Source organism: Streptomyces cinnamoneus, from assembly GCF_014650495.1.
Classification (GTDB): domain Bacteria; phylum Actinomycetota; class Actinomycetes; order Streptomycetales; family Streptomycetaceae; genus Streptomyces; species Streptomyces cinnamoneus.
Window position 1 is genome coordinate 92,605 of record NZ_BMVB01000023.1, and the last position, 21,351, is coordinate 113,955.

The following is a 21,351-nucleotide window of genomic DNA, read 5'->3' on the forward strand; positions in this document are numbered from 1 at the left end:
CCCGACCGGGGGTCACCGCACCACGACGAACGCGTCGGCGGACCGCGCGGCCCGCTCCGGCGCCGGAACGGCAGGCCGCCCGATGGCGACGGCCCCCATCGGATCCCACCCCTCCGGCAGGTCCAGCACACTCCGCACCACGTCCCGGCAGAACATCGTCGACGACACCCACGCCGACCCCAGCCGCTCGCTCGCCAGCGTCACCAGGAAGTTCTGTACGGCCGCGCCGGCCGCGACCACGAACATCTCCCGTTCCGCCGCCGACCGCCGCGCGTCCGGGTAGTCGTGCGAACCGTCCGTCACCAGGCACGGCACCGCCAGGTACGGCGCCTTCCGCAGGACGTCGCCCCGCCGCACCCGCCGCGCGATGCTCTCCTCCGAGCGCCCGTCCGCCCGCAGGTCCGCGATCCAGGCGTCCCGCATGGCGTCGAGCAGCCCCACCCGGGCGGCCTCGGACTCCAGCAGGACGAACCGCCACGGCGTCGTGTGGTGCGGCGCCGGTGCCGTCACGGCGGCGGCGACGGCCCGCCGCACCGCGCCCGGGTCGACCGGGTCGTCCGTGAACTCCCGCACCGTCCGCCGCAGGGAGACCGCTTCCCGCACGGCTTCCGAGGTGCCGAGCCGGAACATGTCGTCGACGGCGGGCCGTACGAGCCAGCGCGCGCCTTCCTCGCCGGCGTCGCCCACGACGTGCGGGAGTCCGCGCACCACGGCGACGGGCAGGCCACCGGCCTTGCCCTTGACCAGGTCTCCGGCCGCGGCGAGCTCGTCGACGGTCGCGACGACGGTGGCAACCAGCGGGTTGCCGTGGGCGTCCACGCCGCCCCGCAGGTCGTTGGCGACCTGCACCCCGGCCGCGCCGATCGCGAAGTCGGTCACGCCCTTGCGCCAGGGCCGCCCGGCGGTGTCGGTGATCACGACGCCGACGTCCACGCCGAGGTTGGTGCGCAGCGCTTCCCGGATCTGCCGGGCGGAGGCGTCGGGGTCCTCAGGCAGCAGCAGGACCGTGCCGGCCTCGGTGTTGGAGGCGTCGACTCCGGCGGCGGCCATGACGAGCCCGAGCCGGTTCTCGACGACGCGCAGGGTTCCCCGCCGCGCCACGAGCCGCACGGTCTCGGCGTCGATGGCGGCCTCACGGTCCTCGGCGCGGAGGATCCGCCCCTCGGCCTTGCTGAGGATCTTCGAGGTGACGACGAGGACGTCGCCGTCGGCGAGGCCGGGCAGGCCGTCGGTGAAGGCCGCGGCGGCGATGAGCTTCGCGACGTCGTCGCCCTCGTGCACCTCGGGGATGCCGGGCAGCGCCCAGACCCGGTAGGAGGGGGCGGCGGCGCTCACCGGCGGACCTCCTCGGCCAGGGCCAGGGCCTCGCGGGCCATGGCGGCGGTGGCCTCGACGTCGGTCATCATCAGCGGCACGGCGCGGCACCGGATCCCGGCGTCCTCGACGCCGCCCACGGCCGCGGCGTCGACGGTGTCGACGAGCCAGCCGTCGAGCAGCCCGGGCCCGTAGTGCCGGGCGACGGCGTCGGCGGTGGAGTCGACGCCGACGGCGGCGAGCACCTTGTCGGCCATGCCCCGCACCGGCGCTCCGCCGACGATGGGGGAGAGTCCGACCACGGGGGCGGTGGCGTCGGCGACGGCTTCCCGGATGCCGGGCACACCCAGGATGGTGCCGATGCTGACCACGGGGTTGGAGGGCGGGAAGAGAATGACGTCCGCGGCGGCGATCGCCTCCAGGACGCCGGGCGCCGGCTTCGCCTGCTCGGCCCCGACGGGCACGATCGCGTGCGCGTCGGCCGAGGCCCGCATCCGCACCCAGTACTCCTGGAAGTGCACGGCCTTGCGGGCGCCCTCGCCGCCGTCCGGATCGTCGATCAGTACGTGCGTCTCGACGCGGTCGTCGCTCATGGGCAGCAGCCGCACGCCCGGCTGCCACCGGTCGCACAGCGCTTCGGTCACGGCGCTCAGGGGATAGCCGGCGCCGAGCATCTGCGTCCGCACGATGTGCGTGGCGAAGTCGCGGTCGCCGAGGCCGAACCACTCGGGTCCGACCCCGTAGGCGGCCAGCTCCTCCTTCACGGCGAACGATTCGCCGGCCCTGCCCCAGCCCTGCTCCTCGTGGATGCCGCCACCGAGGGTGTACATCACGGTGTCGAGGTCGGGGCAGACCTTGAGCCCGAACAGGTGGATGTCGTCGCCGGTGTTCCCGATGACGGTGATCTCGGCGTCGGGGACTGCTGACTTGAGGCCACGGAGGAAGCGGGCGCCCCCGATCCCGCCGGCCAGAACCACAATGCGCTGCATGAGGTGCAGTCTGTCAGCAGCGGGCCGTGGCTCCGCAGAAGGGCCGGGCTACCGCGTCGCGGCGGTGGCCGTCCCGGGCACGGAGGCGCAGTGGGCGTGGGGACGGGCCGGGTGCATGGGCATCTCGGTCAGGCCGGGGAAGTAGACGTGCAGGCTGACGGCGGGTTCGAGGGAGTCGTTGACGACCTCGTGGACGTAGCCCGGGGCGAACACGCGCTGCGTGCCGGCGGCCAGGGTGCGCCGCGCGTCGCCGGCGTGCTCGGTCAGCTCACCGCGCAGCACGGTCATCACGCCGGAGGAGCGGCCGTGGTCGTGCAGGCCGCTGCCCTGTCCGGGGACCCAGCTGAGCAGCCAGACCTCGTAGCCGGGGCCGGTGCGCAGCCGGTGGTACCAGCGGCTGGCGGCGTCGTAGCGGACGAGCGGGGCCCAGCTGCCGGTGTCGGCGGCGAGGGTGCGGGCCAGTCCGGCGAATTCGGCGACGGTGGCGGGGTGGGCGGCGGGCGGCGGCATCAGGTGCGGGACGGCGAGCGGGTCGCCGGCGATCTGGACGTCGCTGTTCATGGGAATGCGTTCCTCGAAGGATGTGCGGGCGCGGCACGGCCGTACGACGGCGGGACCGGGAGCCCGGAAGATCAGCTGGAGCGGAAGCGGGAGCTCTGCGGCATCAACAGCTGGAACAGCGACAGCGCGCCTGGACAGCACAGCGGGACCCGTAGGCACGGGTCAGGCTGAAGCTGGGGGTCCCCGTGACGGCAGTCAGGGGGAGGGAGGTCGCTGGCATGGCAACAAGGAGACCGGCTCGGCACGGCCTCTGTCAACCGGGTGTCCGTTTTGGTGGCAATCCTTCACTCGTCCGGTTGGTTACCGGGGGCGAAGGTTTCGGTCGCGGAGTGTGCGGACAGTCGCCCGACGAGAGGCGTCGTAAACATCGTTCTGCGGTGGTTCCGCAACGGCCCGGCCGTGCGCTGCGTCCTCTTCTGTGTGCTTCCGCGAACGGGAGGGCCCGGGAGAGACGGGGCGCCTGTGGCGGGCGGGAGAAGTGTCCACTCTTGTGGCGGTTTGGCAACTTTCTGCTCAGCCTTGGTTCCGCAGAGTGAATAAGGGGCCCAATAGCAGATCCCGGCTTGACTGGCCCGGATCGGCGCACTTGTAATTTCACACGTGTCGTTCTGCCGCATCTGACGCGCGGCAGCACACGGGGACGCAATGACAGACGAGGGGCGCACATGACCGAGCTGTTCCAGCAACTGCTGGTCGAGGAGGCGGACGAGGAGCTCGGCTGGCAGGAGCGCGCATTGTGCGCTCAGACCGACCCCGAGTCCTTCTTCCCCGAAAAGGGCGGATCCACGCGTGAGGCGAAGAAGGTCTGCCTTGCCTGTGAAGTCCGTTCCGAATGCCTTGAGTATGCCCTGGCCAACGACGAACGCTTTGGGATCTGGGGCGGTTTGTCCGAGCGCGAGCGCCGCCGCCTCAAGAAGGCCGCGGTCTGAGACCGGGCGTCACGACCTGACGAGATGTCGTGTCCGAGGCAGCCCACCGGGGCTGAGGGGCCGTCCGCCCCACCCACTCCCGCAGCACGCTTCATACCGCACGGTCCGCCTCTCGCAGCCCGCACGCGAGAGGCGGACCGCTGCGTTCGCAGCCACTAGTGTGGGGGCCCGTCCGAGACGTACCGACACCCTCGCGGGCCGACGCCCCCCCGGGTCGCTCACACGTCCACTGCAGTCTCCTGAACCGGGGCCCGCACCTGCCATGTTCGACCCCACCATCCCCGCGCTGCTCGACCCGGCCCTCCCGCCCGCGTTCCCCCGTCACGTCGTCACCGCCGTGCTCGTCGCCCATGACGGCGCCCGCTGGCTGCCCGACGCCCTCTCCGGCCTGCTGGGCCAGGAGCGGCCCGTGCAGCACGCCGTCGCCGCCGACACCGGCAGCGGCGACGACTCCCGGCGGCTGCTCGCCGACGCCCTCGGCGCGGACCACGTCCTGCACCTCGCCCGCCGCGCCGGGTTCGGCACCGCCGTCGCCGAAGCGGTCCGCACCGCACCCGTGCAGAGCGCGGACGACCTGCCGTACCTGAGGCGCTCCAGCGGATGGGACCCGGTCGGCCGCACCTGGACCGAGGACGCCCACGACACCGCCTTCCCCCAGGGCCACACCGACCTCGAACCCGTGCAGTGGCTGTGGCTCCTCCACGACGACTGCGCCCCCGAGCCGAGCGCCCTGCACGAGCTGCTGCGCGTCGCCGACGCGGAGATCGCCGCCGGCCGTGACGCCGCAATCATCGGACCCAAGCTGCGCAGCTGGTACGACCGCAGACAGCTGCTGGAAGTCGGCGTCTCCATCGCCCGCAGCGGCCGCCGCTGGACCGGCCTGGAGCGCCGCGAGCAGGACCAGGGCCAGCACGACCAGGTGCGGCCCGTCCTGGCCGTCTCCACCGCCGGCATGCTCATCCGCCGCGACGTGTGGGAGGAACTCGGCGGCTTCGACACCCGCCTGCCGCTCATGCGCGACGACGTCGACCTGTGCTGGCGCGCCCACGCCGCCGGCCACCGCGTCCTCGTCGCCCCCGAGGCCGTCCTGCGCCACGCCGAGGCCGCCGCCCGCGAACGGCGCCCCGTCGACTGCGCGGGCCGCAAGCCCGTGGGACCCCACCGCGTGGACAAGGCCGGAGCCGTCCACACCCTCCTCGCCAACACGCGCGGTGCGCTCCTGCCCTACGTCCTGTTCCGAATCGTCCTGAGCACCCTGCTGCGCATGCTCGGCTACCTCGTCGGCAAGGCGCCCGGACAGGCGCTCGACGAGATCTCCGGCCTGGTGGGCGTCCTGCTGCGCCCGGGGCGCATCCGGGCGGCGCGCAAGCGACGCGGCGAGCCCCGCAGCGCACCGGACGAGCTGCGGCCCCTCTTCCCGCCCCCCGGCGCCACCGTGCGCGCCACGGTCGAGCAGCTCGCCGCCGACCTCGGCGGCCGGGCGGACGACTCCCACTCCACCGCCGGCCGGCACGGCGCCGTCGAGTCGGGCCCCGGCGGGGACGACGCGGACTACCTGGAGGTCGAGCAGTTCGCCCGGCTGAGACGCATCGCGCGCAGACCGGCCCCCGTCCTCTTCACCCTCCTGCTGCTCGTCTCCGCCGCCGCCTGCCGCGGCCTCCTCGGCGGCGGCTCCCTCGCCGGCGGCGCCCTGCTGCCCGTCCCCGACCACGTCTCCGCCCTGTGGGCCGCCTACGGCGACGGCTGGCATCCGGTCGGCGTGGGCAGCACCGAGGGCGCACCCCCCTACCTGGCCGTCCTCGCGGCACTGGCGGCCCTCTTCCTCGGTTCCACGGGCTTCACGCTCACCCTGCTGCTGGTCTGCTCCGTGCCGCTGGCCGGCCTGAGCGCCTACGTCGCCTCCCGCCCGCTCGTCGCCTCCCGCCCGCTGCGGGCCTGGGCGAGCGTCGCGTACGCCTTCCTGCCGGCCGTCACCGGCGCGCTGGCCACCGGCCGGCTGGGCACCGCCGTCCTCGCCGTCCTGCTGCCGCTCACGTCCCGGGCGGCCGTGACGGCCGCGGGCCTCGGCACCCCGGACGCCCGGCCCTCCTGGCGGGCCTGCTGGTCCTACGCCCTGCTGCTGACGGTCACCACGGCCTTCACGCCGGTCGTGTGGCCGGTGGCCGTGCTGCTGGGCCTCGGCGTGCTCGTCCTGCACTGCGTGCGCGGCGGCGCGGCCCGGGCGGCGGCCGTGCACGGGCCGCGCCTGCTCGCGGTGGCCGGCGCGCCGGTCGTCGTGCTCGCGCCCTGGTCCCTCGGGCTGTTCGCCCACCCCTCCCGCTTCCTCGCCGAGGCCGGCCTGGCCTACGAGCACGCCCCGGCCTCCCCGCTGCAGCTGCTCACGGGCGACCCCGGCGGCCCCCGGACCGCCGGGGCGCTGCTGCTCGCCGGCATCGTCCTGGCCGCGCTGGCCGCCCTGCTGCGCTCGGACCGCACGCTCGCGGTGCGCACGGCCTGGGCGGCGGCCCTGGCCGGACTGCTCTGCGCGGCGCTGGCCAACGGCTCGGCCTGGACGGGCCCCGCGACCCTCGTCCAGGGCCTCGCCCTGATCGCGGCCGCCGCCATCGGCGCCGAGGGCGCCCGCGACCGCGTCGCGGCGCAGAACTTCGGCTGGCGGCAGCCCGTGGCGGGCCTCATCGCCCTGGCCGCCGGGGCCGCACCTCTCGTCGCCGCCGTCGCGTGGACGGCCGGGGGCGCCGCCGGGCCGCTGGAGCGCCGCGACCCGGTGCAGGTCCCGGCGTTCGTCGCCGAGGAGGCCGGCACCCGCGACCAGGCCCGCACCCTGATGCTCGGCGGCGACAGCGGCCGGGTCGCCTACACCCTCGTGCGCGGCGCGGGAGCCCGGCTGGGCGACGCCGAGCCGGCCGCCGCCGCGGGCCGCGACGAGCGTTTGGGCGCCGTGGTCGCCCACCTCGTCGCCGGCTCCGGCGCCGACCAGGCCGGCCGTCTCGCCGACTACGCCGTCGGCTACGTCCTCCTGCAGGACAGCGCACCCCGGCAGACGGCCCGCGTCCTGGACGCCACGCCCGGCCTGACACGCCTGAGCCAGGAGGACCACCGTGCGCTGTGGCGGGTCGACCGCCAGGTCGCCCGCGTCACGATCGTCAGCGGAGCGCGGCAGCCGGACGGCAGCCTGCGCACCGCCCCCGTCCCGGTCGCCGCCGGGCCCGTCGCCGCGCACGCCACCCTTCCGGCCGGCTCCGGCGACCGCGTCCTGCGGGTCGCCGACAAGGCCGCGCCCGGCTGGCGGGCCACCCTCGACGGCCGCGCCCTCGCCCGCGTCACCGTCGACGGCTGGGCCCAGGGCTTCACGCTGCCCGCACAGGGCGGAAAGCTGGCCCTGACGTACGAGACCCCGGGCACGCGGACCGCGTGGCTGTGGGCGCAGGGGCTGCTGGCCCTCGTGCTGGTCGTCCTCGCGCTGCCGGGCCGCCGGCGCCAGGTGGACGACGACCTGCCGGAGGGCGGTGCCGAGGCCGTCGCCGCGGTCGCCGTACCGGCGCAGGCCACCTCCGGCGAGGGCCGTCGCGCCCGCCGGCTGCGGGCCGCGGCGGAGGGCGCCGCGGCCGCGGGCGGCGCCACGGCCACCGTTCCGGAGCAGGCGCCCGCCCCGGACGAGGGCCCGTACGTCCCTTACGAGCAGCAGCCCGTCGCCGACGCCGACCCCTATGCCGCCGTCCCGCACCAGCAGCCGTACGCCGACTGGGAGCAGGGCTACGGCGGCTACGGGCAGCAGACGTACCAGGAGGGCGGCCACGCCACCGGCCACGCCACGGGCCACGCCACCGGCCACGATGGTCCGTACGGGCAACAGCCGCACGGGGATCCGTACGGGCAACAGGCGCACTACCCCGGCCCCTACGGTGACGGCGCGTACGACCCGTACGGCTACGGACAGCAGCAGCCCTACCGCGGCGGGAGCGACCAGCAGTGAAGCGCACCACCCTCTCCCTCTTCGCCGTCACGGCCTCCCTCGCCGTCGTCACGGGCGTGGCCGCGCTCAACCCGCCCTCCGACGGGGACGACAGCGGGACGCGGACGACCGCCGCCCGCATGCCGGTGCAGCGCTCCACGCTGCTCTGCCCGGCGCCCACCTCCTCGGACGTGGGCGACACCACGTACACCGCCTTCACCCCGCCCGGGAAGGGCGGCGGAGGGCGGACGTCCGCAGCGGACCTGCTGCCGGCGGCGGGCCCGGCCCGGACACCGGCCAAGAAGGACGACGCCAAGGACGCCAAGGACGCCGCGAAGGACGGCAAGAACGCAGCCCGGAAGGACGTGCAGAAGGACAAGGGCGCGAGCGGCGAGAAGCAGGATCCGGACAAGCCCGTGCTCTCCCTGAAGGAGCCCGGCCGGCCCGTCACCGCCGGCACGGAACGCTCCGACGCCCCCGCCCTCATCGGCACCGCCGACGGTCCGCTCGCACCGGGCTGGACCGTCCAGCAGACCACCGCGGTCGCCGCCGGCAGCGGCCGCGGACTGCACGGACTGGCGTGCACGGCACCCGACACGTCGTTCTGGTTTCCCGCCGCGAGTACTGCTAAAGGCCGTCAGGACTACGTCCACTTGACCAACCCCGACAGCGCGGCGGCCGTCGTCGACCTGGAGCTGTACGGCAAGGACGGCCGGATCAAGTCCGTCACCGGGGAGGGCGTCAACGTTCCGCCGCGTTCCACCGTCCCCGTTCTGCTGTCCACGCTCACCGACGTGACGGACGAGAACCTCACCCTGCACGTGGCGGCCCGCTCCGGCCGGGTGGGGGCCGCGGTGCAGGCGTCGGACGAGAAGACGGGCGGCGACTGGCTGCCGGCCTCGGCCGACGGGTCGCCGAGCCTGGTCCTGCCCGGCATTCCGGCCGACGCCACGTCCGTCCGGCTCGTCGCCTTCGCGCCGGGCACGAACGACGCCGACGTGAAGCTGCGGCTCGCGGGGCCGAGCGGCTCGATCACTCCGGCCGGGCACGAGTCGCTGCACATCAGGAGCGGCATGACGACGGCCGTGGACCTGGGGGACCTCACCAAGGGCGAGGCGGGCTCGCTGCTGCTGACCGCCGAGCGCGGCAGCGCGCCGGTGGTCGCCGCGCTGCGCGTGACGCGCGGCAAGGACGACAAGCAGGAGACGGCGTTCATCCCTGCCACCCCCGCCGTCCTCGAACGCGGCACGGTGGCCGACAACCGTCCCAAGGCCGCCACGCTGGCCCTGGTCGCCCCCGGCAAGGACGCCCAGGTCAAGGTGACGGCGTCGGCGGGCGCCGAGGGCGGACGCCCGGTCAGCAGGACCTACACGGTCAAGGCCGGCACCACGCTGTCCGTCGAGCCCCCGCAGCCGGACGGCGGCAAGGGCGCGTACGCCCTGACGGTCGAGAAGGTCTCCGGCGGCCCGGTGCACGCCTCGCGGATGCTGGCCCTGCCGAAGGACGGCGTGCCGATGTTCACGATCCAGCCGGTGCCGGACGACCGCTCGACGGTGGCGGTCCCGGAGGCCGAACAGGACCTGTCGCTGCTGAACGACTGACATCCACGGCGGACGGGCACCGCGGTGGGTGCTTGCGGTGGGTGCATGCGGTGAGTGCTTGCCGTGGGTGCTTGCCGTGGTCGAAGGGGCCTGCCCGGCCGGGCTCAGTCCTGCCCGTAGCGCGGGTCGACCGACTCGGGGGCGAGCCCGAGGAGCTCGGCGACCTGCTCGACCACGACCTCGTGCACGAGCAGAGCACGCTCGTCCCGCGTCTTCGTGCGGATTTCCACCGGACGGCGGTAGACGACGATCCGGTCGGGCGTGTCGCCGTGCGCCGCGAGGTACCGGCCCAGCGGCACGCTCTCGCCGTCGAGCAGCGCCTCCAGGGCGGCGTCCGCCGCCCCGGCCCCGGAGGTCGGCACCGGCACCTCGTGCACCAGGAAGTCGACGGACGCCAGCTGCGGCCAGCGCCGCTCCAGCCGCTCCGCCGAGTCCTGGACCAGGTCGACGAAGGCTTCCGCCCGGCTCACCGACAGCGGCACCTGTGGGGGTGCGATCGGGCCGCGCATGCCGCGTCCGTGGCGGTCGCGGTGGCGCGGTCGCGGTCCGCTCGGACCGGAGGCACCCCCGGCGTCGGCTGGGGGAGGTACGGGGCTGTCCATCACCCCCGAGGGTATCCGCCGGCCGGCCGTACGCACGCGGTAGCTGCGCATCTCGGCGCATGTCGCATGCTGAGCGTTCCAGCCATCTATGCGATCAATTGGAGCCACCTCCGGGACCGGCGATCTCATCCCGAATGACACTATGTGCACCTGCTGGTGACAGTTTTCCGCACTGCGGGACGCCGCCCCACCCGCTGGCTCCCAGGGCGACCAGGGCCTTCGGTAAACGGCGTCCACCGGACGAACCGGGACGACACGGAGGGGTGAGCCGGGGGTGAGTCGTCGCGGCCCGCTCAAGAGTGCGGTACCGTCCAACCTCGTGAGCCCTGTACGTCGCTGTTCGCGCACCGCATGCGGCCGCCCGGCCGTCGCGACGCTGACGTACGTCTACGCCGATTCGACCGCCGTTCTCGGCCCGCTCGCCACCTATGCCGAGCCCCACTGCTACGACCTGTGCGCCGAGCACTCCGAGCGGCTGACCGCGCCGCGCGGCTGGGACGTCGTCCGTCTCGCCGTCGACAGCGGCCCCGCCCGGCCCAGCGGCGACGACCTCGAAGCCCTGGCCAATGCCGTGCGCGAGGCGGCGCGCCCCCAGGAGCGCGCGGCCGGTCCGGGCGCGGGACAGGGCGCCGTCGCCTCCACCGGCCGCAGTGTCGACCCGATGGAGGTCGCCCGCCGCGGCCACCTCAGGGTCCTGCGCTCGCCCGACTCCTGACGGCCCGTCCCGGGACGTCGACCGCCTGCACCGACCGGGCCGACGCCTGCACCGACCGGACCACCGGTCCCGGCAGGTAGGTTTGTTGTCCCGAATCGGACTCCAGGAGGGGTTGGCTGTGGCTGATCTGTCGCAAATCGTTAAGGCGTACGACGTGCGCGGCGTGGTGCCCGACCAGTGGGACGCCTCACTGGCCGAGCTGTTCGGCGCCGCCTTCGCGCAGGTGACCGGCGCCACCGCCATCGTGACCGGCCACGACATGCGCCCCTCCTCGCCCGAGCTGTCCCGCGCCTTCGCGCGCGGCGCCGCCTCCCGTGGCGTGGACGTCACCGAGATCGGCCTCTGCTCGACCGACGAGCTCTACTTCGCCAGCGGCCAACTGGACCTCCCCGGCGCCATGTTCACCGCCAGCCACAACCCCGCGCAGTACAACGGCATCAAGCTCTGCCGCGCCGGTGCCGCACCCGTCGGCCAGGACACCGGCCTCGCCGACATCCGCGCGCTCGTCGAGCAGTGGTCCGACACCGGCGCCCCCGAGCCCGTCGGGACGCCCGGCACCATCACGGGCCGCGACGTCCTCGCCGACTACGCGACGCACCTGCGCTCGCTGGTCGACCTCGGCCGGATCCGCCCCCTGAAGGTCGTCGTGGACGCGGGCAACGGCATGGGCGGCCACACCGTCCCCAGCGTCCTCGACGGACTGCCCGTCGACCTCGTCCCGATGTACTTCGAGCTGGACGGCACCTTCCCCCACCACGAGGCCAACCCCCTCGACCCCAAGAACATCGTCGACCTGCAGGCCAAGGTCCGCGAGGCCCAGGCCGACATCGGCCTCGCCTTCGACGGCGACGCCGACCGCTGCTTCGTCGTGGACGAGCGCGGCGAGCCCGTCCCGCCGTCCGCGATCACCGCCCTGGTCGCCGCCCGCGAGCTGGCCAAGCACCCCGGCGGCACGATCATCCACAACCTGATCACGTCCTGGTCGGTGCCCGAGGTCGTCGCGGAGAACGGCGGCCGGGCCGTCCGCACCCGCGTGGGCCACTCCTTCATCAAGCAGGAGATGGCCAGCAGCGGCGCCATCTTCGGCGGCGAGCACTCCGCGCACTACTACTTCCGCGACTTCTGGAACGCCGACACGGGCATGCTCGCCGCCCTCCACGTCCTCGCGGCGCTCGGCGGCCAGGCCGGCCCCCTGTCCGAGCTCGTCAGGCAGTACGACCGCTACGCCGCCTCCGGCGAGATCAACAGCACCGTCGCCGACCAGGCCGGCCGTGCCGCCGCCGTCCGGGCCGCCTACGAGGGCCTCGACGGCGCCGAGCTGGACGAGCTCGACGGTCTGACGGTCACCACCGCCGACTGGTGGTTCAACCTCCGCGCCTCCAACACCGAGCCCCTCCTCCGCCTGAACGTCGAGGCCCGGGACGAGGCCACGGTGGCCAGGGTGAGGGACGAGGTCCTGGCCATCGTCCGGGCCTGATCCACCCGAGGACGATCCGGGGAAGGGGGCGGTGACGGAACCGCCCCCTCCGCACCGGCTCCGGCGTCGCCGAACCGCGACGCCGGCCGCAGGTCCGACGCCGGTGCGGCCCGCCGAAGGGCTACGCTGATCCCAAGACCCGCTCACCTTGAAGGGAACCCCATGGCACTCGAAGCCGGCCTCCTGGAGATCCTCGCCTGCCCGGCGTGCCACGCCCCCCTCCGCGAGGAGACGGCCTCCGAGGAGACCCCCGAGCTGCTGTGCGAGAGCCAGAGCTGCGGCCTGGCCTACCCCGTCCGTGACGGCATCCCGGTCCTCCTCGTCGACGAGGCGCGCCGCCCCGCCTGACCCGCACCGCTGCCGGCAAGGCCCCCGTACCCACGGCGATCGGAGACTGATCAACGGTGTTCGACGAGTCCCTCCTCGACAACCCCGACGGCCTCTCCCGCGCCGACCTGCACGGCCTGTTGCGGGGCGCCGCCGAATCCGGCGCCCGGGTCCGCACGGCCGTGCGCAACGCGGCCGAGGCCGGCGTCGGCTCCCTGCAGCCGGACGGCCGCCCGCGCGCCGTCCTCGTCGCCGGCCCCGGCCCGGCAGGCGGCTCGACGGCCGACCTGCTCGCCGCCCTCGCCGGCGACAGCTGTCCCGTCACCCTGATCCGCCCCGCCGGCGTGGCCCCCGCCCCCGGCGCCCTGCGCTGGACGCTCCCCGGCTGGACGGGCCCCCTCGACCTGCTGCTCGTCGCCAGCCCCGACGGCACGGAGCCGGGCCTCGCCCTCCTCCTCGAACAGGCATACCGGCGCGGCTGCTCCGTCGTCTGCGTCACCCCGGCCGGCTCCCCGCTCGCCGAGGCCACCCTCCAGGTCCGCGGCCTCGCCGTCCCGCTGACCACCACCCCGTACGAGGCCGCCATGGCGGGCGGCGAGTCCGGCGGCATGCTGGGCGATCCCAGCGACCCCGTCCTGCCCTCCGGCCCCGGCACGCTCTGGTCGCTGCTCACTCCGCTGCTGGCCATCGCCGACCGCGTCGGCCTGCTCACCGCCCCGCCGGCGGTCCTCGAATCGCTCGCCGACCGCCTCGACAGCATCGCCGAGCGCTGCGGACCGGCCATCGCCACCTACAGCAACCCCGCCAAGACCCTGGCGGCCGAGCTGGCGGACACCCTCCCGCTGATCTGGACGGAGGGCGAGCTCGCCGCCGCCGCCGGCCGGCGCTTCGCCAGGGTGCTCGCCGCCCTCGCCGGCCGCCCCGCCCTGGCCGCCGAGCTCCCCGAGGCGCTCACCGCCCACGGCACCCTCCTCGCCGGGGCCTTCGCCGCCGGGGCCGACCCGGAGGACTTCTTCCGCGACCGCGTCGAGGAGCCCGAGGCGCTGCACGCCCGGGTGGTCCTCCTCCGCGAGCGGGAACCCGCCGTCACCTCGCCCGCGCCCGCCGCCCGCGAGCTGGCCCTGCACCGCGACACGCCCGTCAGCGAGCTGGAGGCCACGGCGGACAGCAGCCCGTTGGAGACGGTGGCCGAGCTCCTGGCCATCACGGACTTCGCCGCCGTGTACCTGGCGCTCGCGTCCAGCCCGTAGGCCCGGCCGCAGGAGCCGGCGCGGCGGCGCCGGACCGAGCACCGAACCGCCCCTCCCGGCCCTCCCCGGACGGGCCCGGGCCGAGCCTTTGCACCATGCTTCGCACCGCCCGAGTCACCGCAGTCACCGCCCGAGTTTTCGCATCGCCACACGAGCCGAGTCTTCGCACAACAGTCAGGAACCGCCCCATGGACCGCCTCGTCACCACCGTGCGCCCCTACGCCTGGGGCTCCACCACCGCGATCCCCGAGCTGCTCGGCACTGCGCCCACCGGCGAGCCCCAGGCCGAACTCTGGATGGGCGCCCACCCCGGGGCCCCGTCCCGTGTCGACCGCGGCAACGGCCCCGTCCCGCTCGGCGAAGCGATCGCGGCCGACCCCGAGGGCGAGCTCGGCGCCGAAGCGGTGCAGCGCTTCGGCCCCCGGCTGCCGTTCCTGTTCAAGATCCTCGCCGCTGCCGATCCGCTGTCGCTGCAGGTCCATCCCGACCTCGACCAGGCCAGGGCCGGCTTCGCCGCCGAGGAGGCGCGCGGCGTCCCGATCGACGCCCCGCAGCGCAACTACAAGGACACCAGCCACAAGCCCGAGCTGATCTGCGCCCTGACCCACTTCGACGGCCTGTGCGGCTTCCGCGCCCCCGACGCCACCGCCGACCTGCTCGCCGCCCTCGACGTCGACTCCCTCAAGCCCTACGTCGACCTCCTGCACGCCCACCCGGAGAGCGCCGCCCTGCGCGAGGTGCTCACCGCCGTGCTCAGTGCCGAGCGGACGGCCATGGCCGAGACCGTCGGCCTGGCGGCGGCGGCCGCCGAGCGGCTCGCCGGCCAGGACGGCCCCCACCGTGCCGCGTACGCCGCGTACGCCTCCGTCGCCCGCCACCATCCCGGCGACCCCGGCGTCATCGCCGCCATGCTCCTCAACCACATCCGCCTCCAGCCCGGCGAGGCCCTCTACCTCGGTGCCGGCGTCCCGCACGCCTACCTCGAAGGTCTCGGCGTGGAGCTCATGGCCAACTCCGACAACGTGCTGCGCTGTGGCCTGACCCCCAAGCACGTCGACGTCCCCGAGCTGCTGAGGGTGGTCCGCTTCGAGGCGACGACGCCCGCCGTGCTCCGCCCGGAGGCCGAGGTCGACGGCGCGGAGGTGTACGTGACGCCCGCGGAGGAGTTCCGCCTCTCCCGGTACGCGCTCGCCGCCGGGGCGCCGCCGCACGCCCTCGACGCCCGCACCGCTCAGATCCTCCTGTGCACCGCCGGCACGGCACTGCTGCGCGGCGCCGACGGCACGGAACTGCCCCTGCGGCGGGGCGAATCCGCCTTCGTCCGGGCGGGGGAGCGGGTGGAGCTCGGCGGCGAGGGGGCCGCCTTCCGCGCCACGGTGGCCTCCTGACGCGCACTCCGCCGCGGCGACTGCGACAATGACCGGCCGTAACCCCGTAAAGGAATAGCAAAGCTGCCGCAGTGGCGGAAGGGACATCCCGCACCCATGAGTGCATCAGGCGGAACCAAGGCCATCGTCGCCGCGCTGGGCGCCAACCTGGCCATCGCGGTCGCGAAGTTCGTCGCGTTCGCGTTCAGCGGCTCGTCGTCGATGCTTGCCGAGGGCGTGCACTCGGTCGCCGACTCCGGCAACCAGGCACTGCTGCTGCTCGGCGGCAAGAAGGCCCAGAAGAAGGCCAGCGAGGAACACCCCTTCGGCTACGGCCGTGAGCGCTACATCTACGGCTTCCTCGTCTCCATCGTGCTCTTCACCATCGGTGGCGTCTTCGCCCTCTACGAGGGGTACGAGAAGATCGTGGAGCCGCACGAGCTCGACAACTGGTTCTGGCCCATCGGAGTCCTCGTCTTCGCGATCATCGCCGAGGGCTTCTCGTTCCGCACGGCCATCCAGGAGTCGAACGAGCTGCGGGGCAAGCAGAGCTGGAGCTCCTTCATCCGCACGGCGAAGGCCCCCGAACTGCCGGTCGTCCTGCTGGAGGACTTCGGCGCTCTGGTCGGCCTCGTCCTCGCCCTCGGCGGCGTCGGCCTGACGCTCCTCACCGGCGACGGCATCTGGGACGGCATCGGCACGATGTGCATCGGCGCACTGCTCGTCCTCATCGCGCTCGTTCTGGCCGCGGAGACCAAGTCCCTGCTGCTCGGCGAGGCCGCGGGCCCGGAGCAGGTCGCCAGGATCCGCGCGGCGGCCGTCGACGGCGAGTCGGTCACCTCCGTCATCCACATGCGCACGCTGCACCTGGGCCCCGAGGAACTCCTGGTGGCAGCCAAGATCGCAGTACGCGGCGAGGACACCGCCGCCCAGGTGGCCCGCGCCATCGACGCGGCAGAGGTCCGCATCCGCGAGGCGGTCCCGATCGCGAGGGTCATCTACCTGGAGCCGGACATCTACGACGAGAAGGCGGCAGCGGCAGGCGAAGACCCGGCCGCAACACCGGGCGGCACGGGCAAGTAGTCAGGGGCACGGAGGGCCCGGAGGGAGGGGCCGGCGGGCCTGCACGTGAGCGGGAGCCGCCGGCCCGGCCCCAACGGCCCGGCCCCAACGGCCCGGCCCCAACGGCCCGGTGCCGAGGCGAATGCCCGCCGTTGCCGCAGGCCGACGACGACGTGCCCACCGTCGTCGGCCGCCGAACCGGCGCCGACTGCCGCCGAACCGGCGCCGACTGCCGCCGAACCGGCGCCGACTGCCGCCGAACCGCCGCCGAACCGCCGCCGACCGCCGGTCCGGCCGGCGCTACCGGATCTCCGCCAGTACCGTCATCACGGCATCCGTCCCCGTAGCCTGCGACAACCGCTCCCGGAAGCCGGCGTCCAGCAACTTCCGCGCCAACAGCGCCAGGATCCGCAGATGCTCGTCCCCTGCCGCCTCCTCCGGCACGGCGATCATGAAGATGAGCCGCGCCGGGCTTCCGTCGAGCGCCCCCCAATCGATCCCCTCACGCGACCGGGCGAACCCCACGACAGGTGCGGTGACCGCGTCCGTCTTCGCGTGCGGCACCGCGATCTCCTCCCCCAGCCCGGTCGTCCCCAGGTCCTCGCGGGCGAGAGCCGCCGTGACGAGCGCGTTCACGTCCCGCACCTTGCCGCTGGTCGCGAGGAGTTCGGCCATCTCCCGGATCGCCGCGTCCTTCCGTCCCGCCGCGAGCTCCTGCCGCACCGTTCCCTCGGTGAGGTAGCCGGAGAGCACCTCGGGCACCACGCCGGCCTCCGTCCGCACCGGCCCCCCGGCACCCGTACGGCCCCGGCCGGCCGACCCGGCCGTACCGACGACCCCACCCGCCGGCAGGCCCCGGCCGGCCGTCGGCGCCCCCCACGCCATGAGCGTGACGGTCGTCAAAGCCGTCACCACGGCCCCCACCGCGACCGCGATCACGAACATCGGCACCCCGCCCACCGCCCCGAGCACGGCCACGACCGGCCCCCCGTGCGGCACGCTGTCCGTGACCCCGGCGAGCCCCGCGATCGCCCCGGCCACCGCACCGCCCAGCATGTTCGCCGGGATCACCCGGGCCGGACGCGCGGCGGCGAACGGGATCGCCCCCTCGGTGATGCCGAAGAAGCCCATGAACAGCGCGGCCAGCCCCGTCTCCCGCTCCTGCTCGTCGAACAACCGGCGCCGCAGCAACGTGGCCAGCCCCTGACCGAGCGGCGGCACCGGAATGGCGGCCGCACACATGCCCATGACCTCCGGGTTCTGCGAGACCAGCCCGGCCCCGAACAGGAAGGCCGTCTTGTTCACCGGGCCGCCCATGTCGAACGCGATCATCAGGCCGAGCACCATGCCGAGCACCGCCGCGCTCGCCCCGGTCAGGCTGCCGAGCCAGGTGGTGAGGTGCTCGAAGAGCCAGGAGATCGGCCGGCCCAGCACATAGATGAAGAACAGGCCCACGACCGAGGTCGCCAGGACCGGGATCACGATGACCGGCATGACCGGCCGGACGAAGCGGGGGACCGGAACCCTCTTGATCCACAGCACGACGTAGCCGGCGAGGAAGCCCGTCACGATCGCCCCGATGAAGCCCGCACCCGACGAGGAGTCGTACAGCGCACCCGTGTTGGCGATCCAGCCCCCGATCATTCCGGGCACGAGCGCGGGCCGGTCGGCGATCGCGTAGGCGATGTAGCCCGACAGCACCGGGATCATCAGCTTGAAACCGATGTCGCCGATGTCGAAGACGTGCTTCCAGAACGACCCGTCCGGGATCACCAACCCGCCGTCCGGCCGGGGCTCACCCCCCAGCGCCAGCGACACCGCGATCAGCAGACCGCCCACGACCACGAACGGGATCATGTACGAGACGCCGTTCATCAGCGCCTTGTACACAACACCCCGGCCACCCCGGCCCCCTCCGCCCCCGGGCACCGCACCCGCGCCCACCGCTCCCGGCACACCCCCCGAGCCGACGCCACCCGGCCCGCCACCCGGTTGGTACACCGGCGCCGCACGCACCCGCTCGATCAGCTCCCCGGGATGGTGAATGCCCTCGGCCACCCCCACCACCAGCACCCGCTTGCCCGCGAAGCGGCTGAGGTCGACGTCCTTGTCGGCGGCGACGATGACCCCGTCCGCGCGACCGACATCGTCGTCGGTCAGCGCGTTCTCCGCACCGATCGAGCCCTGCGTCTCCACCTTGATCTCGTGCCCGAGCGCCTCCGCAGCCTGCTGCAGCTTCTCGGCCGCCATATAGGTGTGGGCGATGCCCGTCGGACAGGCGGTCACCGCGAGCAGCCTGAGCCGTCCTCCGCTCGGCGTCGTGGAGGCGGGGGGATCGGCGGACGGCGTCACACGGAGCTCCTCACAACTCGGGCTGACCGCATCCTGCAACACCCGGTGCACCAACGGACAGGTGGGACGTGGCGAGTCCACAACTTGTCGAAAGGGGGCTGGGGCCCGTCGCCGCCCCCGGTGTAGATTCGTGCCAGAGCCAGACGTCGCTGCTGATGGCGGTCGGGCGGCCCGCACGTCGGACCGGCCGAGGGAGAGAGGGCCTCCGACGGACTGCGCTGCGGCCAGGCATACAGCGTGCAGCCGGAACGTGCCCACGCTGGGCCCGACCGCGTGCACAGCCGTGCCCAACGCCCGCTCGCCCCTTCTGGAGGAGCAGCCCGTATGACTACCACCACCGGTCAGGACTTCAAGGTCGCGGACCTGTCGCTGGCGGCCTTCGGTCGTAAGGAGATCACCCTCGCCGAGCACGAGATGCCCGGCCTGATGGCGATCCGCAAGGAGTACGCAGAGGCGCAGCCGCTGGCCGGCGCCCGCATCACCGGCTCGCTGCACATGACGGTGCAGACGGCGGTGCTCATCGAGACGCTCGTCGCGCTCGGCGCTCAGGTGCGCTGGGCGTCCTGCAACATCTTCTCCACCCAGGACCACGCCGCCGCCGCCGTCGCGGTCGGCCCCGACGGCACGGCCGAGGACCCGCAGGGCGTCCCCGTCTTCGCCTGGAAGGGCGAGACGCTGGAGGAGTACTGGTGGTGCACGGAGCAGGCCCTGACCTGGCCCGGCACCCCCACCGGCGGCCCGAACATGATCCTCGACGACGGTGGCGACGCCACCCTCCTCGTCCACAAGGGCGTCGAGTTCGAGAAGGCGGGCGCCGCCCCGGACCCTGCCACCGCGGACAGCGAGGAGTACGCCCAGATCCTCGGCCTGCTCAACCGCACCCTCTCCGAGAACCCGCAGAAGTGGACCCAGCTGGCGTCCGAGATCCGCGGCGTCACCGAGGAGACGACCACCGGCGTCCACCGCCTCTACGAGATGCAGCAGGCCGGCACGCTGCTCTTCCCCGCGATCAACGTGAACGACGCGGTGACCAAGTCGAAGTTCGACAACAAGTACGGCTGCCGCCACTCCCTCATCGACGGCATCAACCGCGCCACCGACGTCCTCATCGGTGGCAAGGTCGCCGTCGTCTGCGGCTACGGCGACGTCGGCAAGGGCTGCGCCGAGTCCCTGCGCGGCCAGGGCGCCCGCGTCATCGTCACCGAGATCGACCCGATCAACGCGCTGCAGGCCGCGATGGACGGCTACCAGGTCACCACCCTGGACGAGGTCGTCGAGACCGCCGACATCTTCATCACGACCACCGGCAACCGGGACATCATCATGGCCGCGGACATGGCCAAGATGAAGCACCAGGCCATCGTCGGCAACATCGGCCACTTCGACAACGAGATCGACATGGCCGGCCTGGCGAAGACCCCCGGGATCGTCAAGGACGAGGTCAAGCCGCAGGTTCACACCTGGACGTTCCCCGACGGCAAGGTCCTCATCGTGCTGTCCGAGGGCCGGCTCCTCAACCTGGGCAACGCCACCGGTCACCCGTCCTTCGTCATGTCCAATTCGTTCGCGGACCAGACCCTGGCCCAGATCGAGCTCTTCACCAAGCCCGAGTCGTACCCGACCGACGTCTACGTCCTGCCCAAGTACCTGGACGAGAAGGTCGCCCGCCTCCACCTCGACTCCCTCGGCGTGAAGCTGACGACGCTGCGCCCCGAGCAGGCCGAGTACATCGGCGTTCCGGTCGAGGGCCCGTACAAGCCCGACCACTACCGCTACTGACAGCAGCCGGCGTGCCGCCACGCGCGCGAGCGCCTGCCGGAGCGTCTGCCCCCGTAACTGGTAGAACAGGCCCCCGCCCCCATGGCGGGGGCCTGTCCCTTTCCCGTCAAGGACCCCACCACCATGCCCCGCGGCCGTTACTCCCTCCACGACCCCCACGACCACTCCCCCCTCGGCGAAGAGCACTTCCACTGCGCCACCGGCCCCTCCGGCTGGCGCTACGTCTCGCAGATCACCGGCCCGTCCGGCTCGCCCGCCGGCTCGGTCGATCTCGCCATCGACGACCTCGGCCGCCCCATCCGCCTGCAGATGCGCAGTGCCGACTGGCAGGTGCGCGGAGCCGCCCTCGACGGCGTCACCTGGGTCCGCACCGACCCCACGGGTGAGCACGCCACGGAAGGAAACGTCCGCGCGCACGCCTTCACCGGCACGTCCCCCGCGTTCTACGTGGCCATCGCCCGTCTCCTCCGTCTGTCGCCCGGCCGGGAAGGGAAGCGGATCCGATTGGTCCACTTCACTGCCCCCGTGCTGGCCCCCCTCACGACCGACCAGTCGTGGGCCTTGGTCGCCAGGACAGCACACGCCACTGACAACGGCCCTCTCGAAGTGGACGAGTACCAGGTCAGCGCCCTGGACACGGGGGAGCAGTACGCCGTCCACCTGGCCGGCGACGTGGTGCTTGCGGCCCCGGGCCTTGAACTGGAGGACCTGGAGAGCCCGCCGTCGCCCTGGGGAGCCCCCTGAACCTGGTACTGTTCTCTTCGCCGCACACAGACCGTTGACACGGGCTGGGTGGGGAGGTAGATTCGAACGGTTGCGACGAACTGGACTGGATCCAGCGCAACGGCTAGTATCTGACCAGCTTCGGCCAGTGAATAGAATTCACGCGGAGCACATCCGACTCCCTTCGGGATCGAAGAAGCCGATGTAAATCGGCGGAAATGATTCTGATAAAGTCGGAACCCCGCTCCAACAGGGAGCCGGAAACGAATTCCAGACCGGAAACGGAACGGAAAACGGATCTGGTAAGGTTGGAAACAACGAAGGGAAGCGCCCGGAGGAAAGCCCGAGAGG

The 21,351-nt window shown here is 73.5% G+C and carries 16 protein-coding genes; 11 read left to right on the plus strand and 5 right to left on the minus strand.

Annotation, left to right across the window (positions count from 1 at the left end):
- Nucleotides 1–12: 12 nt before the first annotated feature.
- The 3 genes from IE182_RS25845 to IE182_RS25855 are packed head-to-tail and all read right to left on the minus strand — an operon-like array spanning nt 13 to nt 2,864.
- Nucleotides 13–1,335, minus strand: a complete 1,323-nt coding sequence (locus IE182_RS25845) for a coenzyme F420-0:L-glutamate ligase (RefSeq protein WP_190112334.1) — start codon at nt 1,333–1,335, stop codon at nt 13–15.
- On the minus strand, nt 1,332–2,303 hold the full coding sequence (gene cofD, locus IE182_RS25850) for a 2-phospho-L-lactate transferase (protein ID WP_190112335.1): 972 nt from the start codon (nt 2,301–2,303) through the stop codon (nt 1,332–1,334). Before cofD ends, IE182_RS25845 begins: the two co-directional genes overlap by 4 nt.
- Before the next feature lie 48 nt (nt 2,304–2,351).
- On the minus strand, nt 2,352–2,864 hold the full coding sequence (locus IE182_RS25855; protein WP_190112336.1) for a cysteine dioxygenase: 513 nt from the start codon (nt 2,862–2,864) through the stop codon (nt 2,352–2,354).
- 665 nt (nt 2,865–3,529) lie between these two features.
- Between IE182_RS25855 and IE182_RS25860 the strand changes: the two genes are divergently transcribed.
- The 3 genes from IE182_RS25860 (at nt 3,530) to IE182_RS25870 (ending at nt 9,346) form a co-directional block, all read left to right on the plus strand.
- Complete coding sequence (locus IE182_RS25860) at nt 3,530–3,793, plus strand: WhiB family transcriptional regulator (protein ID WP_004952403.1); 264 nt, start codon at nt 3,530–3,532, stop codon at nt 3,791–3,793.
- 262 nt (nt 3,794–4,055) lie between these two features.
- Entirely contained in the window at nt 4,056–7,766 is a 3,711-nt protein-coding gene (locus IE182_RS25865) for a glycosyltransferase family 2 protein (RefSeq protein WP_190112337.1), read from the plus strand.
- Entirely contained in the window at nt 7,763–9,346 is a 1,584-nt protein-coding gene (locus IE182_RS25870; RefSeq protein ID WP_190112338.1) for a DUF5719 family protein, read from the plus strand. Before IE182_RS25865 ends, IE182_RS25870 begins: the two co-directional genes overlap by 4 nt.
- Before the next feature lie 104 nt (nt 9,347–9,450).
- Here IE182_RS25870 and IE182_RS25875 read toward each other — a convergent pair whose 3' ends face one another.
- Complete coding sequence (locus IE182_RS25875) at nt 9,451–9,948, minus strand: metallopeptidase family protein (RefSeq protein WP_190112339.1); 498 nt, start codon at nt 9,946–9,948, stop codon at nt 9,451–9,453.
- 274 nt (nt 9,949–10,222) lie between these two features.
- Here IE182_RS25875 and IE182_RS25880 point away from each other — a divergent pair, with 274 nt between their 5' ends.
- The 6 genes from IE182_RS25880 to IE182_RS25905 all read left to right on the plus strand — a co-directional run bounded on the left by IE182_RS25880 (nt 10,223) and on the right by IE182_RS25905 (nt 16,167).
- Nucleotides 10,223–10,663, plus strand: a complete 441-nt coding sequence (locus IE182_RS25880) for a DUF3499 domain-containing protein (protein WP_190112340.1) — start codon at nt 10,223–10,225, stop codon at nt 10,661–10,663.
- 118 nt (nt 10,664–10,781) lie between these two features.
- The gene (locus IE182_RS25885) at nt 10,782–12,140 is read left to right on the plus strand and encodes a phosphomannomutase/phosphoglucomutase (protein ID WP_190112341.1); all 1,359 of its coding nucleotides are present in this window, start codon (nt 10,782–10,784) and stop codon (nt 12,138–12,140) included.
- Nucleotides 12,141–12,302: 162 nt separating this feature from the next.
- Nucleotides 12,303–12,488, plus strand: coding sequence for a Trm112 family protein (locus IE182_RS25890; RefSeq protein ID WP_190112342.1), 186 nt, complete (start codon nt 12,303–12,305; stop codon nt 12,486–12,488).
- A 56-nt stretch (nt 12,489–12,544) separates the two neighbouring features.
- Nucleotides 12,545–13,717, plus strand: coding sequence for an SIS domain-containing protein (locus tag IE182_RS25895; protein WP_190112343.1), 1,173 nt, complete (start codon nt 12,545–12,547; stop codon nt 13,715–13,717).
- 188 nt (nt 13,718–13,905) lie between these two features.
- Entirely contained in the window at nt 13,906–15,105 is a 1,200-nt protein-coding gene (gene manA / locus IE182_RS25900) for a mannose-6-phosphate isomerase, class I (protein ID WP_190112344.1), read from the plus strand.
- 96 nt (nt 15,106–15,201) lie between these two features.
- Entirely contained in the window at nt 15,202–16,167 is a 966-nt protein-coding gene (locus IE182_RS25905; RefSeq protein ID WP_190112345.1) for a cation diffusion facilitator family transporter, read from the plus strand.
- 279 nt (nt 16,168–16,446) lie between these two features.
- Here the strand turns inward: IE182_RS25905 and IE182_RS25910 are convergent, their stop codons facing one another.
- Complete coding sequence (locus tag IE182_RS25910) at nt 16,447–18,498, minus strand: fructose-specific PTS transporter subunit EIIC (protein ID WP_268249638.1); 2,052 nt, start codon at nt 18,496–18,498, stop codon at nt 16,447–16,449.
- Nucleotides 18,499–18,822: 324 nt separating this feature from the next.
- On the opposite strand from IE182_RS25910, the gene ahcY reads away from it, so the two are divergent.
- Nucleotides 18,823–20,277 (plus strand): adenosylhomocysteinase, encoded by a 1,455-nt coding sequence (gene ahcY / locus IE182_RS25915; RefSeq protein ID WP_190112346.1) that lies wholly within the window; start codon nt 18,823–18,825, stop codon nt 20,275–20,277.
- A gap of 123 nt (nt 20,278–20,400) precedes the next feature.
- Nucleotides 20,401–21,021 (plus strand): hypothetical protein, encoded by a 621-nt coding sequence (locus IE182_RS25920; RefSeq protein ID WP_190112347.1) that lies wholly within the window; start codon nt 20,401–20,403, stop codon nt 21,019–21,021.
- Nucleotides 21,022–21,351 lie beyond the last annotated feature (330 nt).

What these genes read in the sequence shown, in the direction of transcription:
- cofD (WP_190112335.1), bottom strand. Translation starts at nt 2,303, where the DNA reads ATGCAGCGCATTGTGGTTCTGGCCGGCGGGATCGGGGGCGCCCGCTTC.
- IE182_RS25855 (WP_190112336.1), bottom strand. Translation starts at nt 2,864, where the DNA reads ATGAACAGCGACGTCCAGATCGCCGGCGACCCGCTCGCCGTCCCGCAC.
- IE182_RS25860 (WP_004952403.1), top strand. Translation starts at nt 3,530, where the DNA reads ATGACCGAGCTGTTCCAGCAACTGCTGGTCGAGGAGGCGGACGAGGAG.
- IE182_RS25865 (WP_190112337.1), top strand. Translation starts at nt 4,056, where the DNA reads ATGTTCGACCCCACCATCCCCGCGCTGCTCGACCCGGCCCTCCCGCCC.
- IE182_RS25875 (WP_190112339.1), bottom strand. Translation starts at nt 9,948, where the DNA reads ATGGACAGCCCCGTACCTCCCCCAGCCGACGCCGGGGGTGCCTCCGGT.
- IE182_RS25890 (WP_190112342.1), top strand. Translation starts at nt 12,303, where the DNA reads ATGGCACTCGAAGCCGGCCTCCTGGAGATCCTCGCCTGCCCGGCGTGC.
- manA (WP_190112344.1), top strand. Translation starts at nt 13,906, where the DNA reads ATGGACCGCCTCGTCACCACCGTGCGCCCCTACGCCTGGGGCTCCACC.
- IE182_RS25905 (WP_190112345.1), top strand. Translation starts at nt 15,202, where the DNA reads ATGAGTGCATCAGGCGGAACCAAGGCCATCGTCGCCGCGCTGGGCGCC.
- ahcY (WP_190112346.1), top strand. Translation starts at nt 18,823, where the DNA reads ATGACTACCACCACCGGTCAGGACTTCAAGGTCGCGGACCTGTCGCTG.
- IE182_RS25920 (WP_190112347.1), top strand. Translation starts at nt 20,401, where the DNA reads ATGCCCCGCGGCCGTTACTCCCTCCACGACCCCCACGACCACTCCCCC.